The sequence below is a fragment of the Granulosicoccus sp. 3-233 genome (assembly GCF_052681095.1).
The window spans coordinates 535946-550779 of record NZ_JBQYLE010000003.1 but is presented as its reverse complement, the minus strand read 5'-3'; the positions used below and the strand labels follow the sequence as shown (position 1 = coordinate 550779).

General features: G+C 58.1%; 12 protein-coding genes. 4 read left to right on the top strand and 8 right to left on the bottom strand.

Annotated elements, in window-relative coordinates:
* Positions 1-115 precede the first annotated feature (115 nt).
* The 5 genes from ACUNV4_RS11755 to ACUNV4_RS11735 all read right to left on the bottom strand — a co-directional run bounded on the left by ACUNV4_RS11755 (position 116) and on the right by ACUNV4_RS11735 (position 5275).
* Positions 116-1762, bottom strand: a complete 1647-nt coding sequence (locus ACUNV4_RS11755) for an AMP-binding protein (RefSeq protein WP_430878735.1) — start codon at positions 1760-1762, stop codon at positions 116-118.
* Positions 1763-1771: 9 nt separating this feature from the next.
* Positions 1772-2404, bottom strand: coding sequence for a GNAT family N-acetyltransferase (locus tag ACUNV4_RS11750; RefSeq protein ID WP_430878734.1), 633 nt, complete (start codon positions 2402-2404; stop codon positions 1772-1774).
* Positions 2401-2691 (bottom strand): hypothetical protein, encoded by a 291-nt coding sequence (locus tag ACUNV4_RS11745; protein WP_430878733.1) that lies wholly within the window; start codon positions 2689-2691, stop codon positions 2401-2403. The genes ACUNV4_RS11750 and ACUNV4_RS11745 overlap by 4 nt, the downstream gene beginning before the upstream one ends.
* 11 nt (positions 2692-2702) lie before the next feature.
* On the bottom strand, positions 2703-4214 hold the full coding sequence (locus ACUNV4_RS11740; RefSeq protein WP_430878732.1) for a hypothetical protein: 1512 nt from the start codon (positions 4212-4214) through the stop codon (positions 2703-2705).
* Between the two features lie 749 nt (positions 4215-4963).
* The gene (locus ACUNV4_RS11735; RefSeq protein WP_430878731.1) at positions 4964-5275 is read right to left on the bottom strand and encodes a hypothetical protein; all 312 of its coding nucleotides are present in this window, start codon (positions 5273-5275) and stop codon (positions 4964-4966) included.
* Between the two features lie 238 nt (positions 5276-5513).
* Between ACUNV4_RS11735 and ACUNV4_RS11730 the strand changes: the two genes are divergently transcribed.
* Together ACUNV4_RS11730 and ACUNV4_RS11725 are read left to right on the top strand one after the other, a co-directional pair.
* Positions 5514-6860 carry a citrate synthase gene (locus ACUNV4_RS11730; RefSeq protein ID WP_430878730.1) on the top strand — a complete coding sequence of 449 codons (1347 nt, stop codon included), beginning with the start codon at positions 5514-5516 and terminating at the stop codon, positions 6858-6860.
* A 158-nt stretch (positions 6861-7018) separates the two neighbouring features.
* Positions 7019-7798 (top strand): HAD-IIA family hydrolase, encoded by a 780-nt coding sequence (locus ACUNV4_RS11725; RefSeq protein ID WP_430878729.1) that lies wholly within the window; start codon positions 7019-7021, stop codon positions 7796-7798.
* A 46-nt stretch (positions 7799-7844) separates the two neighbouring features.
* On the opposite strand, the gene ACUNV4_RS11720 is transcribed toward ACUNV4_RS11725, so the two are convergent.
* Positions 7845-9767, bottom strand: coding sequence for an endo-1,4-beta-xylanase (locus tag ACUNV4_RS11720; RefSeq protein WP_430878728.1), 1923 nt, complete (start codon positions 9765-9767; stop codon positions 7845-7847).
* Positions 9768-10283: 516 nt separating this feature from the next.
* Here ACUNV4_RS11720 and ACUNV4_RS11715 point away from each other — a divergent pair.
* Positions 10284-11243, top strand: coding sequence for a zinc-binding metallopeptidase family protein (locus ACUNV4_RS11715; RefSeq protein ID WP_430878727.1), 960 nt, complete (start codon positions 10284-10286; stop codon positions 11241-11243).
* A 75-nt stretch (positions 11244-11318) separates the two neighbouring features.
* Here the strand turns inward: ACUNV4_RS11715 and ggt are convergent, their stop codons facing one another.
* A complete protein-coding gene (gene ggt, locus ACUNV4_RS11710; RefSeq protein ID WP_430878726.1) occupies positions 11319-13265 on the bottom strand; it encodes a gamma-glutamyltransferase in 1947 nt (648 codons plus the stop codon).
* A gap of 186 nt (positions 13266-13451) precedes the next feature.
* Between ggt and ACUNV4_RS11705 the strand changes: the two genes are divergently transcribed.
* Positions 13452-14195: an MBL fold metallo-hydrolase gene (locus tag ACUNV4_RS11705; RefSeq protein ID WP_430878725.1), complete on the top strand. Its 744-nt coding sequence runs from the start codon at positions 13452-13454 to the stop codon at positions 14193-14195.
* Positions 14196-14256: 61 nt separating this feature from the next.
* Here the strand turns inward: ACUNV4_RS11705 and ACUNV4_RS11700 are convergent, their stop codons facing one another.
* Entirely contained in the window at positions 14257-14811 is a 555-nt protein-coding gene (locus ACUNV4_RS11700) for a phosphorylase family protein (RefSeq protein ID WP_430878724.1), read from the bottom strand.
* Positions 14812-14834 lie beyond the last annotated feature (23 nt).

The following is a 14834-nucleotide window of genomic DNA, read 5'->3' as shown; positions in this document are numbered from 1 at the left end:
ATGACAGACGGCATCAGGCCGACTTTATTCGATATTACAAAGCCTATTATCAATGGTCAATAATAGTTGATGAACACTGTGTCAGACAGGCCTGCGCGCGCAGTAAAACGACACTTCAGGTACAGGCAACAGCGGGTCTGGCGGATTCCAGAGAGTCTGATGACAATCGTGTAAATTCGCCGGCGAGATAGGCCTGTTTGAGCGCATGACGCCTGATCTTGCCGCTGGTGGTTCTGGATATGATGCCACGCTCGACGATGACGATATCAGCAACTGCCAGTCCAAGTCGTTGGCGTATCGCTGCTCGTAGCTGGTGTTGAATCGTGTCCATGGCAAGCACCGATCGGTTTTCTGCAACCAGCACGAGTTGCTCGCTGCCGTCCTGCGGTCTGCCAAAGGCGACGATTCCACCACGACGTATTCCCTCCAGATCTTGCACGCACTCCTCAATGTCATGTGCATGGTAGTTTCGACCGTTGATCACGATGGTTTCCTTGTTTCTCCCTGTGACATGCAGCTCTCCCTGATACAGGAATCCATTGTCTCCGGTGCTCAGCCAACCATCGTGACGGGTTGATGGCTGTGGACCGTCTTCACACCAGAGGCGTCGGGCAACGCCTGGTCCTCTCACCTGTATATCGCCCTCCTTGCCATCCGCCAGCTCGGTGTTGTCGGAGGAGACGATACGGATAGCGGTATCCTTGATCGCTCGTCCCGAGGAAACCGCCGTGGTGCCGTCACCATTGGCAGAACGGGCGCGCTGCAGAATGACTCCACGCTGTGGCGCTGATATGGCAACTGCCACGGTGGCCTCGGCCAATCCATAGCTTGGTACAAAGGCCTTCCTGTTGAAGCCTGCCGGTTCCAGTTGTCGCGCAAAATGTTCCAGCACCTCCGGCAAGACAGGTTCGCCCCCACACCCGGCCACTCGCCATGCAGACAGGTTCCAGTCCCGGCATTGCGCTTTCTTCACAGATCTCGCCGCCATCTCATAGGCGAAGTTGGGTGCATAGGAGATCGTCGCTTCAGTCTGACTCATCAACTCCAGCCAGCGTCGCGGTTGCCTTGCGAATTCCATGGGAGGCAGATACCAGGTGGATGCCTGAATCAGCACGGGGGCGATCAGAAACCCCATCAAGCCCATGTCATGATGAAAGGGCAGCCAGCTCAAGCCACGATCATGCACTGGATCGATCGCCAGTGCCTGCTCGATGGCCCGTGCATTGCTGATGACGTTGCCATGAGTCAGCTCGACCCCCTTCGGAGAGCCGGTACTGCCAGAGGTGAACTGGATCAGTGCCGTACTGGAGGTGGTTGGTCTGCCCAGTTCCCCGGTTTCTTCACCGGCCTGTAGCTCCGACCAGGGGACAAGGCTTCCCGGTGGGTGGTTGGCCTGCAGACGCTGGTGCAGGGAATCTGTGGTCAGTATGCGTCTGGCGCCGCAGACTCTGCGTATGCGTTCAATGTCGGTACTGTAGGCCGTCAGATCTGCCGTCAGGCCAGGCGGAGGCACCGGTACAGCCACCAGACCCGCACGAATCACTGCCAGGAACAGTAGCAGGAAGGTTCTCTGGTCCGGTACGGCAATGACAAGTCTGTCACCTGGTGCATCTTCCGGCAAGCGAAGTTTGCGAGCAAGACGTCTGACATCCGAGCGCAGCGCCAGGTGGCTGATCGTCGAATCTGGCTGCGAACGTGAGGTGAAATGGAATCCGCGTTCGGCTTCGCACAGGGCGTCGATGGCATCGGCCAGGGTATCCATCGGCATCTCCTAGCTCATTTCCGAAAAACGATGCAGTGCTGCCTTGCCATGGGTCTCCCATCGCTCCCGGGTCAGGGCGTAGGTGATGTAATCCCAGTATTTTCCCTGAAAGAACTGGTGCTGCGTCAAGCGGCCCTCTTCCTCGAAGTAGGTACCTGCACCCGAGGAAAACTGTGCTGCACAGAACTCTGGTGTCTCGGCGTAGACCTTGCGAAAGTTCCAGTTCTGCAGCAGATAGTCAACGAACAGCAGTATGCCTTCCATCGGCCACACCTTGCGGTGATAGTCATTGTCGACCAGGGCAGCCAGATAGACAGTGCCATTGGCCATATCGGCATTGTAGGCCACGACCAGACCGGCGCGTTGTCGCGGCTCAGGAGTTTCAATGACGAACTGAGCCTGTACGCCATTCCACAGATCCGTGACGAAACGCTCCGGACTGGGGGTGGTACCCCGGTAGCGCCAGCGTGCGTTGTTCTCGGCTGACAGGCTCAGATTGTAGAAATACCCGTAGTCATTCTGGGCAAGTGGCCGTAGCCGTGCGTATTTTCCCTGCAGAATGACGCCCTGCGGATCATTGTCCAGTTGTACCGTGTGATTCTTGCTGGAAGCCAGGTGAAGGTTCGGTGCTTGTCCGGTCATGTTCGTTCTCCCTGATTGTTCACAGCGACGTTCTGTAACCACTTCTGATAGGCGACGCGAGTGTCAAGCAATGTGGTATCGAATTCGTTCAGGTCGATTGGCAGCCCTGAGGCTTGCAGATGGGACACGTACCTGAGCACGGTCAGAGAATCCGCCCCGGCGTCATCAACCAGATGATCGCCGGGTTGAACTCTGACATCGAACCCGTCACTCGAGATTGCCTGTGAGATTCTGGCGCAGAAGCTGTCCAGCGACTCGATGGCATTGATGGTCTGATTCGGTGTCATGGCAGAGTCTCTCAGTAGAATCTGACGTCGACATTGAGCGCATCCTCGACGCGCTCGATATCATTGAAGATCTCCGCGCCGGCTGGTCCGCCGGAATGATGACCAACGGCAATACCATGCCAGCCCTGCGTCGAGTTGTAGCCAATACGCCAGGTGGGGGCGCCGCTGTCACCACCGATGGCCGTGTAGGTTGCTTCATTGGTATTCAGAACCGTGAATACATCTGCGGAACCTGACTGACGGGTGAAAGCATTGGCAACGTTGACGGCATTGACAGAGCCGCAGTTCTTCCAGCCGCTGCCGCCCACCTGATTGCCCGGGCTGAACTGTCCTCCGCTGCACACCACACTGCCGATGACGACCGTGCCATCCACTGCGCCAACGCGCGCCTGTTCAGCATCGGTGAAGACACCGGCATTGGCGTTATCGTAGGCATACAGCGAAGGCATGGAAAAGATGTTGCTTTCCAACGGGGCGCGAAGCGCATCGACTTCACCCGAGCCTGTGCGAGCACCCGTGAACAGATTGAGGACGGGAAACACCCAGGTGGTTTGATCCGAGGTTCCGATCAGGCGAGACGCACCGGTGCTGGTGCTGCCTTGAAAGAAGTCTGCACCCGGTCCACCGAATGTGCCGTTGACATCGGAAACACAGTGTCCAGCCGTGATGGTCACCATTTCACCGGTGGTTCGATCCTGTGCTTTCCAGTTCGATGTACAGCTACCTCCGGCAGCATTGGTGATGCGTACACCGGCTCGCATGGGGGTCGCCGTATCACTGCGATTTTCCACTTCATTGAGTGGCTTGTCGACGATGTCCACATCGCCAAACAGCTGCTGTATGGTCTCGAGCTTGTTGGGGTCGAGTTTGACGACACCGATCTTGAGGCGGTTGCTGATGATATCGATGGCAACCTGCGACACCACGATGCCTTTGCTGGTGAGTTCGCCGCTCATGTCGACCACACGATTCTTGTCATTCTCCAGCTCGCCCATGGAACGCTTTGCCTGGAATGCCTGCACGCGATCCGGAAGCCGGACTTTCTGTCGCAACTCCTCGACTTTTTTCTCGGCGTTGAAGGTAAAACCGATGTTGATGATGTTTCGGGTACTGATGTAGATGCCGGCAAAATCCGGATCTTCACTCAATGCTGGTGCCAGCGCTATCGCGTCTTCCTGGAGTACCAGTCGGATTTTCAAGGCTTCCACTTCTTCGGGGGTGGCATGATGACCGCCGGTCAACGGTCCTGCCAGCGCATTGAATCGCTCGGGGTTTTCCAGTAGCTGTGCCACATAGCGACGATCACTTCTGAAGCCAAGGCCCTCTCTTGCCGCCACGGCCTGGTCCAGCGCTCTGGGCGTTGCCTTGGTTGGCTTGGCCGGTTGCAGTGTCTCCTCGAGACTCGAAATCATCTTGTCGACATCGTCCGCCGCGACGTTGGCGGCAGCCAGGACGCCGGCTACCAGAACCGACAGACGACTTCGCGTGTGGGTAAGTCCGGATGTTGCTTGTTGACGTTTCATCAATACTCTCCTTGTTTTCACTGGAATGCCATTCGGTGACATGCCTGCATTCAATCAGTCGTTGCAACCTGTAGATTGCGCGGTATTCATGCAGTATGGGCGCCGATTGCGAGTTTCTCTGTTACTGTTAAGACCCGTGCTGGGCTTGCAGTGGCAACAGGATTGACGAGGCGGCTTTTGAATTCCACTTGACTTTAGTCGAGTGCAGGCAGGCAGGGTGCAATGCGCTATACAAACGCATGAATAGTGCCTGCATTTCAGCCAAAAGGGCAGGGCGCTGTCGGTAGCCTGTAACTGTTCTTCGCCGCAGTGGGTGCTTTCCGACAGACAAGGACCAGTATGCTGCAAGTGCGCTGGAAGTCAGTCTGTATCTCTGATAATGCAACTACTGAACGTATGACGTGCAGCCGTGCAGCGTGCAGCCGTGCAGCGTGCAGCCGTGCAGCGTGCGGGGCGTGCGGGGCGTGCGGGGCGTGCGGGGCGTGCGGGGCGTGCGGGGCGTGTCGGATGCTGAGGAGTTGTTCTCGTTGCATCTGAGTGCCGAGCCCGCGAAAGCCTGGTGCACATGAGCAGTGTCAGGAAGTCCTGATGTGCCAGATCGGTGGTGATGCTGTCGTTCGAAAGAGGGGGCTTACCTGGTGGGTAGGGGCAGCTGCTGCCCGGGTGCTGCGTCCTTGTCAGCAGGCAGTTGCCCCATTGCATGGCAAGGGCGGCCCGGGCAGCTTCGATCAGGCTTGAACCCGGACAGCTCAGCTCATGATGTTGATGAGTTGTCCGGATCGATTCTGGCCGGCAGTGAAATCAACCCCGTTGGCTTCCAGCTCGCTATCCACAAAGGACTTGATTTCATCGGATGTAGCTCCTGCTTCCTGCAGTTCCCCAACGGCTGCGAACAGAGAGTCCCGTGTTTCGGGTGGCAGAGCGCTGCCAGGGTTGTCAACGGCAGAAGCAGGCGAGGGAGGACTATCTCCTCCGACACCTGGAGGTGGCAGTGGGCGTGATTGGGACTGAGTCTGCGACAGGCTGGCAGATGTCAGATCAGCGTAGAGACTTACGGTCATTCAAGGGCTCCTGGAAATGTCATCGGCTGTAACGACGTCGGTAGGTCTCATCTTGAGCACGACATCAGTGACGGGATGGCCAACCGACCTGACAAGCGCACTGGGACTGGCCCAGCCACCTCCGGATTAGTGCTGTGACCAAGCGGATGTAATGGATGCCCGTGTTTACCCCCTGTACAGGGGGCAGAGCAGGTCTAAACTAGCAGCCTTGATTCCACCACAAGTTGAGCGAGTTGCCATGAGTGAAAGCGTACCCTTGACCATTGACGGCAAGACCATCGAGCTGCCCGTCGTAACCGGCAGTGAAGATGAAAAGGCACTGGACATCAGCAAGTTGCGTGATGCCACCGGTTACATTACGCTCGATCAGGGCTATGGCAATACCGGTAGCTGCACCAGCGCCATTACCTATATCGATGGCGATGCGGGCATATTGCGCTATCGGGGAATTCCCATCGAGCAGTTCGAAGAGGCGCCCAACTTCATTGAAGTCTGCTGGCTGCTGATATTCGGCAATCTGCCTTCCGCCGAGGAATACGGCGACTTCAGCGAGCGTCTGACCAAGCATGCCATGCTGAATGAATCCATGAAATATCACTTTCAGGGGTTTCCCAACCAGGCACCGCCAATGGCCATCCTGTCGGCCATGATCAATGCCCTGTCCTGTTTTCATCCCGACATGATCGAGATGGACAGCGATGATCGTTTCATCACCGCCGCGGCCAGACTGATCAGCAAGATCAGAACCATCGCTGCCTTCGCCCATCGCAGTTCCATCGGCAGAACCTACAACTATCCCAACCCCAATCTGCTCTATGTCGAGAACTTCATGCACATGCTGTTCTCGGAGCCGCATGCCCCGCATGAGACAGACGATATCGTGCGTCTGGCATTCAATCTGGTGCTGATTCTGCACGCCGATCACGAGCAGAACTGCAGTACCTCGACGGTGCGTCTGGTAGGTAGCAGTGGTGCCAATCTGTTTGCCTCCTGTGCTGCCGGTGTGTGTGCCTTGTGGGGACCACTGCATGGTGGAGCTAACGTGGCGGTGCTGGAAATGCTGGAACAGATTCACAAGGGAGATCTGTCCGTCGAGGAGTACATGCGTCAGGCCAAGGACAAGAACAGCGGAATCCGCCTGATGGGATTCGGGCATCGCGTTTACAAGAGTTTCGATCCACGTGCGCAGATGCTGCAACGGGTTGCCGAGAAACTGCTAGCGCACCTGAACATCAATGATCCGCTACTGGAGATCGGCAGACGCCTGGAAGAAATAGCACTCAACGATTCGTATTTCGTTGAACGCAAGCTCTATCCGAATGTGGATTTCTACAGTGGCATCATTCTGCGAGCACTGGGCATTCCCACCAACATGTTCACCGTGGTCTTTGCCATGGGGCGCATGCCGGGCTGGATCGCCCACTGGCGCGAACAGAATCTGCAGGGGTCACGTATCGGTCGACCCCGTCAGATCTACACCGGCCCCGAAATGAACGACTATGTTCCCCGGGTTCAGCGCGGCTGGGTATCCGATTCCGCGGCCGATATCATTCCGGGTCGTCCACGTCCTACCTTCGATCTCTGAACACGCACTGACTGGCGTTCTGCACTCGCGTCCTGTGCAGAACGCCAGTCACAGGCCTGGCTGCGATCAGTCTGGGTGCAACCAGTCTGGATGAAGCGGTGGTTTCACGCTACCATCACGGCAGTGGCCTCAGAGCCCGGTAACTGGAGAATGCGAGCATGTCCCCCGACATCAAGATCGATGCATGGCTGACCGATATGGACGGTGTTCTGGTCAGAGAAGGCGATGCCATACCTGGCGCCGCGCAATTTCTTGCTCGCCTGATAGAGAAGAAGCGCAAGTTTCTGGTGCTGACCAACAATTCGATCTTCACGCCTCGGGATCTTGCTGCCAGATTGGCCAATTCAGGTCTGGAGGTGCCGGAGGATCGCATCTGGACATCGGCCATTGCCACCGCGCAGTTTCTTGACGATCAGGCGCCGAATGCATCGGCCTTTGTCATCGGTGAAGCCGGGCTGACCACTGCACTGCATGAAATCGGTTATACCATGACCAGCACCCAGCCCGATTTTGTCGTGCTGGGTGAGACGAGAACCTATTCGTTCGAGTCGATCACCACTGCCATTCGTCTGGTGGAGAAAGGGGCCCGTTTCATTGCCACCAATCCCGATGTAACCGGTCCATCACCGGAAGGTCCCTTGCCGGCAACGGGCTCGGTGGCCGCACTCATCACCAAGGCGACCGGGGTCAGTCCCTACTTCGTGGGCAAGCCCAATCCCATGATGTTTCGCAGCGCGATGAACAAGATCGAAGCTCATTCCGAAGCCACTGCGATGATTGGTGATCGCATGGACACGGACGTCATTGCCGGCATCGAAGCCGGTCTCGAGACCTTTCTGGTCCTGACCGGCTCCACTCGGGAGTCCGAAATCGCACGCTTTCCCTTCCGTCCCCGACATGTGGTCGATTCCATTGCGGACATCGTTGACCATGTCTGAGAGAACTGCCCGTCGGAGCAGTTCTCGTCAGGGGCTGGGATACCTCTCAGTTACCGCCGAGGGCTTGCTGCAATGACTGATAGGCAGGCTTGATCGCATAGTCACGGTCAAGGTAAAGCGGTGATTGCAGGGTTCTGAATGAATAGCGATCGGTGAATCCCCAGGTCTGCACGACCGTGCAGCGTGGCTGTGCCAGACAGACGTCCACAATGCCCTTGTAGACATCGGCCTGCCTCTGTTCACTGTGGTCGTCGACAATGGCAACATCCAGCTCGGTGACATGAACATCGAGACCGCGTTCTGCAATTGCCGCCATGTTGGCCGCAAGCTCGTCGAACTGGTCGTAGCTCGAGAAGACATGCAGCTGGAAACCGACAGCATCCACGGGCACATCGCGCGCCTGCAGTCTGTCCAGCAGGCTCAACAGGTCGTCGAACTTCTGTCCGGAAAAACCGATGTCGTATTCGTTGAGTACCAGTACTGCCGTCGGGTCCAGCTCGCGAGCCTGGGCGAAGGCGATATCCATGTATTGTTCTCCCATCGCCTTCAGCCACAGCGAGTCTCGCAGCCCACCGTCATCGGAAATGGGTTCGTTGATCACATCCCAGTAGGTAACCGCATCGCTGTAGCGATTCATGACGCGGGTGATGAATTCGCGCATGTGCACCTCGCGGTCCGCCAATTCTGTCTCTTCGACCCAATCAGGCAGGCTGCGATGCCAGACCAGAGGATGACCACGCACTTGCATGCCGTTTGCCTGGGCAAAACTGACGAGATTGTCCATGTCGGCGAATTCGAATCGCCCCGGCAGGGGGTTGATGGCGACCCATTTCATGGAGCTCTCCGGTGTCATCACACCGAACTCGCTGCCCGCAATGGATTCATAGAGCGCGCCATCGGCCTGCATGTAGAACACGGGAGAGATGGCGCTGCCGAACTGGATACCGGAACCCGCGGCAATCGTGTCCAGCCGCTCGCCACTGCGTTCGAATTCGGCAGGGTCGAGCACATCCAGTACGATCTGGTCGAGCCCGGTCAGGGAGGGGTCCTCGGCATCACGAGTCAAGACATCGATGGTGAGCGTGCCAGCGGATTCCGGTACGGCATGCAATATCTGCCATTCCGGCGTCCGTGCATCCGGTGTAAGAATCGCGTTTGCCGGCGGATCCACCAGTTCGATACTCGGCGTTGTGCCGTTGCGATCGGTGCCGATGATGAAAACCGACACCGGATCGCCGGCTCGGACGGTATAGCGGGCGATGGGCTGAATCGATGGGGCGATATTCGGCACGCTGGCAGGGTCCGAAGGCGGATCGACGGCAATCAGAATCGCCTGCGAACTGCGATACTCACTGTCCTGCGGGTCAACGGCCACCACGACAAATTTCGTGATGCCGATATCGGCCTGGTAGGTTTGCCACCGCAGACTCTTGGTGCCATCGAAATTGTCATCGAAGGTCGCGCCCTCCGGCAGGCCCTGCGAGAACATGCCAGGCAATTCGCCTTCGGGATCCCGCGGTACATAGCGAATTTCCAGCAGCTGGCCCGCTTCTACCCGCACATTGGACAGACCTTCGAAAAACGGGGCGCCATTACTGGCAGGATCCACGCCGGCGGGAACGGTGATGTCCGGCTCGGGCAAGCCGGCGGCAAAATCCGCTTCCGTCAGCTCAGCGACAACTTCATTCTCGATTCGTGGCCCGGTGTCGCGCACCAGGGCATAGTCCGTGACCGTATGAAATACCGGATCGAACGCCACCGGTTCGTCATCGGAAGATGGTGCTTCCGTCAACGGCGGGTTGGGGAGCGGTTCCAGCACGACAGGAACATCCGAGCCATCCGGCCCACCGGCGTCTGGCTCATTATTGTCTCCACCGCTGCTGCAGCTGGAAAGCACACCAACCAGAAGGCTGATCAATAGTGCCGGACGTCGGTGAGGACGGCCGGAAGAGGTGTATACAGGGGACATTTGCAGGCGCGTTCAGTTGCGATCGGGCATTGTAGCGGAACACCGGTAAGGGGTTGTGGCGCTTGTATTGTCAGTTGGCAAGAACGCGATAAGGTTCCGGGTTTCAGCCCCCTCGTTGCACCGTTGGGCTGTCGCGGAGGGGCTGAACAATGCCGAGTCCGCTGGCCCGGGCGAGGTAGGTCGGACCATGGATCGTGCGCTGACCCCAGTCACTCGCCAGGCAAGAATGATCTCCCTTATGATGCGGTTGCGGTTGCGGTTGCGGTTGCGGGTGCGGGTGCGGGTGCGGGTGCGGGTGCGGGTGCGGGTGCGGGTGCGGCTGCGGGTGCGGCTGCGACCGGGAGGTGCATGTTTTTCCGCGTCATGAGACTCTATTGCTGGTGTGGCAGTATGGCGGCGCCTGGCCTGCAGACCCTCATTCGAGGGCCGGCCCGGTTGAGTCAACGGTTCGTCGCTATCTGTATCATCATCAACCGAACGTATGGCAAGAGCTCGAGCTGTTGCCTGTGAAGAGTCATGGAAATCATCAACTGCCCTCAATGCGCCCGGGTCGTCTATTTCGACAATGCTGTCTGCCTGGGCTGTGGCACCAGGCTGGCATTCGATCCGGCGTCTCGCTCCATGGTCAGAGCCGGTGTCGATGCCACGCTGTGCAGAAATGCGTCCAATCACGATGCCTGCAACTGGACCGCTTTGCCCGACAAGGCATTCTGTCTGGCCTGCAACGCCAATGAAACCATTCCTGACTTGTCTGCGCCGGGTCATCTGGATCAGTGGCGTGCCATGGAAGCGGCGAAGCGACGCCTGTTCTATTCATTATGCGAGCTGGGACTGGCGACGGTCAGCAGTCAACCCTTCCCGCAACGCGTACCGCCACTGCGTTTCCGGTTTCTCGGGGCCACGGCCGACAAGCCGGTGACTACGGGGCATGAGGATGGATTGATCACCATCGATATTGCCGAGGCTGAGGATGCGGAACGCGAACGTCGGCGCAATGCTTTGGGTGAGGATTATCGAACGCCGCTGGGGCATTTGCGACATGAGACCGGGCACTATTTCTGGCTGCTGCTGGTGGACAGTGTCGGTGGCCACGATGACTTTCGAGCAGTCTTCGGTGACGAGAGGCAGGATTATGGTGAGGCACTGAGAAGACACTATGACAAGGGGCCGGAAGCCAACTGGCAATCCCGTTTCATCAGTGCCTATGCATCGGCTCATCCGCATGAGGATTGGGCAGAGACCTTTGCCCACTATCTGCATATTCACGACACATTGACGACCGCTCAGGAAATCGGTTTCATGCCCAGACAGCAGCTGGACGGGAAGAGCATGGTCGAGGCGTGGATTCCGCTGAGCGTGCGACTGAATCAACTCAATCGCAGCATGGGTCACCGGGATCTGTATCCCTTTGTGCTGACCAAACCGGTACGCGACAAGCTCGTTTTCCTGCACGAGGCCATCCACCGGTCTGACTGAGGCGCTGCTGAAACGCAAGACGGGGCCTGAAGGCCCCGTCCAGTTCCCTTGTCAGGGCTTGTCCTGCATCAGCGTTTACTGCAGGGAGTCGGTTCCCAGTGCGACACCTTCACGACGTGGGTCGGCACCGCCAGCCCAGGTTCCCTCGCCGGGATGGCTGGCCAGCAAACCGTCAGTACCATCTTCACGCGTGCCGTTGAAAACGAATCCCTGCAGTCCGCTGGTGGCAGCGCGGGGGTCGTCTACCGTGTGTCCGAGTGCTTCCAGACCGGCTCTGATCTGATCGACGTCGACACCGCCCGCTTCAAGCCGGACATTGGTCGAGTTGCCAGCACCGAAGTTGGGCAGATTGATCGCCTGCTGGATATCCAGATCCCAGTCGATGACACCGATCAATGTCTTGGTGACGTACTGGATGATGGCACTGCCGCCCGGAGACCCGATGACCATTTCGATTTCTTCGGTGCTGTCGTTCAGCACGATGGTGGGAGCCATGGAACTGCGCGGTCGCTTGCCGGCCTCGACACGGTTGGCAATCGGATTGCCGTCGGCATCTGTCGGGCTGAACGAGAAATCGGTCAGTTCGTTGTTCAGCAGGTAGCCGTTGACGAATTGCAGACTGCCAAAACCGCTTTCGATGGTTGTGGTCATGGATACCGAGTTGCCTTCAGAGTCGACAATCGAGATATGGCTGGTTGAAGGCAGTTCCAGTGAATTGTCCTGACCCATGGCAACGGTGACACCAGGAGGGAAGCCGGCATCCGGGTTGGGCATGGCGGCAGTGGCTTCGATCAGTGCTGAGCGTGTATCAAGATAAGTGGTGTCGATCAGCCCGTCGACCGGTACGTCGACAAAGTCGCTGTCGGCCATGTAGGCGCCACGATCGGCATAGGCCAGTTTGTAGGCTTCGAGGATCAGATGATTGCCATCGACGCTGTTCGGGCCGAGTGCTGCCAGGTCGAAGCGTTCCAGCATCTTCAACGTCATGCCGACAGTCAGAGCGCCCGAGCTTGGCGGACCCATGCCGCAGACACGGTAGTCGGTGCGATAGACCACACAGACAGGATCACGCTCGATGGCCTGGTAGTTCGCCAGGTCGCTCAATGACAGATCGCCCGGATTGGTCGGATGGTTGTTGACCGCGGCAACCATGGCCTCGGCCAGAGCACCGTTGTAGAAGGCATCCGCACCGTTTTCGGCGATGGTGCGCAGGGATGCGGCAAATTCCGGGTTGGTCTGGATGGTGCCGGCAGGTTTGGCAGTGCCGTCTTCCTGCAGGAAGTAGGCTGCGGCGGCGGGCTGCGCGGCCAGACGTTCAGCGGCACCTTCGACGCTGGTACTCATGCGAGGGGAGATCTCGAAGCCGTCTTCACTGAGCTCGATGGCTCTGTCGAACAGCTCGGACCATGGCAGGGCACCATGTGCGTCATGCGCCATTTCCAGGCCACGCAGCAGTCCGGGAGTGCCGACAGACAGTCCGCCATCAACCGCTTCTCTGAAGCCCAGGGTATTGCCTTCGTCATCCAGAAAGCGTTCGGGGTTGGTTGCTGCCGGTGCTGTTTCGCGAGCGTCGTAGGTTGTCAGGGATTGCGTGGCCGCATCGTAGTACACGATGAATGCGCCACCGCCGATGCCGGAGGATTGCGGCTCGACCAGATTGAGGACTGCCTGTACGGCAATGGCAGCATCGATTGCCTTGCCGCCATTGGCAAGCACATCAACACCGGCCTGAACAGCAACCGGGTTGGCGGCAGCCACCATGTCGTTGTCGGCGAAACTGATCTCCTTGACCGTATAGCCGGATGGCGGTTCGGGTGGGATGAAGTCACCCGGGTCATTGGGGTCTATGACCGGATCATCGTCGTTGTCATCGCTACAGGCCAGCAGGGTCAGGGAAAGTCCCAGAGCCAGTGCCAGTTTGCTGTACCGCCGGGTCCGGGTGAATCTCTGCCGGCTACTGATGCGCTGCAGCGCATCGGGTTCGGTTTGTGGTAACACTAGAATGTCTCCTGTCTTTTTCATTGAAAACGATCAGACTTGCCAAATCAGTATGCCTGATAGTGCCTGTCCATTGCTTCACTTTTTGCGTCCTGGCCATCCTGTGTCCCCGGGCCTGTCAATGCGCCCCGATGTTGCCACTGCGAGACTCTGCTACGCTCAGGTTCCAGGCGCTTGTGCTGGAATACACGAACGAGGGTCAGAGTGGGGTTGATACAACTATCCGATGTGCTCTGGGTTCAGGAGCTGGATCTGGGGATCTTCGACGTGCGTGGCAGTCTGATCCTGGGCGAAGAGCGTGCGGTGGTCTGGGATTCGCTGTCCCATCCGCGTGATATGCAGGCCTATCTGCCTCTGATCGGAGACCGTGCGGTCACGGTCGTCTACAGCCACGCTGACTGGGATCATGTCTGGGGTACTGCAGGCCTGCCTCGGTTGCCGGCCACGGTCATCAGTCATGCAATCTGTGCGCATCGCTTCGAGACCGATGTACCCGAGCGATTGGCCCGCATGCGGGCGGAAGAGCCGGGCAAGTGGGATGATGTGCAGCTGGTGCCTCCCAATCTGATGATCGAGCAGTCATGCCAGCTGGATCTCGGCAATCTGGTTCTGGAGTTGCATCATTTGCCCGGCCATACGGACGACTGCCTGATAGCACTGCTGCCGGAACACGGTTTCGCACTGATGGGCGACACCATCGAAACGCCGTTTCCAGTCGTCCCGGCAGGCAGTGACCTCCCGCTCTGGATCGAGCAATTGAAGAGATGGGAAAGGGACGTCGCGCTGACACGGGTCATTCCCTGTCACGGCCCCATGGGCGGTCGTGAACTGATCAGTCAGACCATTGAATACCTGCAGCGTTTGTTGCGCGGCGACCCGTTCGAGCTGCCTGCAAGCATGACGCCTTTCTATCAACAGACGCATGAGGCCAATCTGCAATGGCGCAATGCCTGATACCGCTTGTCAGACGATGCCGTAGCAGGATACGCTGATGTTCAGGCAGTCGTTCGAGTGATCAGCCTTGCCTGGCAGAATTCTGTGCCAGCGAGGTCAGAAACAGCTGTGCTCCCCGGCTGACGTTTGCCTGCCAGTGCTCGGCGGCATTCTCGTCAGCCAGGTCCGTGATGAACTTGAAACAGGAGAAGGGCAGGTTCTCCAGTGCGCAGACCTTGGCAATGGCGTAGGCTTCCATGTCGACAGCATCCGATGCGATTTCCGGAGGCGCCATGACGAAACTGTCGCCGGTGCCAAGGCTGTAATTCCCACGGGGCAGGCGGATTTCACTGGCGGGAAGTCGTGTTTCGAGTGGTGTTTCTCCCAGAGCCGCCAGGGGTCTGGCATCCATGTCCCGCTGATGCAGCGTACCGATCTCCAGCAATTCTCCCACGTGGGTGGAATCGAACGCCCCGGCTGTGCCGTAATTGATGATGCCCTCGCAATCATCCTGCAGCGCGGTCTTCAGTGCTGCGTAGCCTGCATTGATCTTGCCGATGCCGGTGTAGACCAGCTTGTAGCCTGGTGGCAATTCATCGGGCAATTCGCTCTCCAGAGCGACCAGTACGTAAATCATGGCATCGGGAATCGTCTGTTGGG

Excerpts from the sequence above, each read along its gene's own strand:
- ACUNV4_RS11755 (WP_430878735.1), bottom strand. The coding sequence starts at position 1,762 with ATGGATACCCTGGCCGATGCCATCGACGCCCTGTGCGAAGCCGAACGC.
- ACUNV4_RS11750 (WP_430878734.1), bottom strand. The coding sequence starts at position 2,404 with ATGACCGGACAAGCACCGAACCTTCACCTGGCTTCCAGCAAGAATCAC.
- ACUNV4_RS11745 (WP_430878733.1), bottom strand. The coding sequence starts at position 2,691 with ATGACACCGAATCAGACCATCAATGCCATCGAGTCGCTGGACAGCTTC.
- ACUNV4_RS11740 (WP_430878732.1), bottom strand. The coding sequence starts at position 4,214 with ATGAAACGTCAACAAGCAACATCCGGACTTACCCACACGCGAAGTCGT.
- ACUNV4_RS11735 (WP_430878731.1), bottom strand. The coding sequence starts at position 5,275 with ATGACCGTAAGTCTCTACGCTGATCTGACATCTGCCAGCCTGTCGCAG.
- ACUNV4_RS11730 (WP_430878730.1), top strand. The coding sequence starts at position 5,514 with ATGAGTGAAAGCGTACCCTTGACCATTGACGGCAAGACCATCGAGCTG.
- ACUNV4_RS11725 (WP_430878729.1), top strand. The coding sequence starts at position 7,019 with ATGTCCCCCGACATCAAGATCGATGCATGGCTGACCGATATGGACGGT.
- ACUNV4_RS11720 (WP_430878728.1), bottom strand. The coding sequence starts at position 9,767 with ATGTCCCCTGTATACACCTCTTCCGGCCGTCCTCACCGACGTCCGGCA.
- ACUNV4_RS11715 (WP_430878727.1), top strand. The coding sequence starts at position 10,284 with ATGGAAATCATCAACTGCCCTCAATGCGCCCGGGTCGTCTATTTCGAC.
- ggt (WP_430878726.1), bottom strand. The coding sequence starts at position 13,265 with ATGAAAAAGACAGGAGACATTCTAGTGTTACCACAAACCGAACCCGAT.
- ACUNV4_RS11700 (WP_430878724.1), bottom strand. The coding sequence starts at position 14,811 with ATGATTTACGTACTGGTCGCTCTGGAGAGCGAATTGCCCGATGAATTG.